At 76.8% G+C, this 711-nt stretch carries 1 protein-coding gene; it reads left to right on the forward strand.

The window, feature by feature from the left end; translation table 11 throughout:
- Nucleotides 1–128 precede the first annotated feature (128 nt).
- Nucleotides 129–711 (forward strand): NAD-binding protein (locus B7767_RS34790; protein WP_179167418.1); only part of this gene is annotated, 583 nt, incomplete at its 3' end.

Genomic DNA, 711 nt, shown 5'->3' on the forward strand with positions numbered 1-711 from the left:
GTCCGGCGCTCCCACAGCCGGGGAGAACGCGCCGGGCGGTACCGACGGCCGTCGTCCCGCGTCCCGCCGCGAGGGGCGCCGGGGGCCGGTGCCGGGCGGGCGCCCGGCCCGCGTGCCACGATGCTGGCATGCGGGTCGTCGTGGTGGGTGCGGGCCAGGTCGGTCACACCGTGGTCAAGTCGCTCGCCGAGGCGCACGAGTGCACGGTGATCGACATCGACCAGACGCGTCTGGAGGCCGTGTCGCACGCCTACGACGTGCGCGTCACGCGCGGCAGCGGCACCCGCCGCGAGACGCTCCTGGAAGCCGGCGTGGCCGACGCCGAGCTCGTCCTGGCGTGCACCTCGCGCGACGAGGTCAACCTGGTGACCGCCATGCTCGCCCGCCGGCTGTCGTCGGCGCGGACGGTCGTACGGGCCACCGGGACGGACTACCTGGAGGCCTGGCGGGCGGGCGACCTCGATGTGGACCTCCTCGTCTCGACGGCGTTCGAGACCGCGAGCGCCGTCGAGCGCGTCCTGCACGTGCCGGGCGCCCGGCACGTGGACTTCTTCGCCCGCGGCGAGGTGGTCGTGCTCGGCGTCGACGTCCGCGGGGCGACGTCGACGCGGCTCGCCGGCCGCCCCCTGCGCGACGCGGGACTGCCCGCGGCGTCGCGGGTGGTCGCCCTCGTGCGCGAGGGGAGACGGACCGTACCGGCCGCGCACGAGG

The organism is Streptomyces sp. 13-12-16 (genome assembly GCF_002114215.1).
GTDB lineage: Bacteria > Actinomycetota > Actinomycetes > Streptomycetales > Streptomycetaceae > Streptomyces.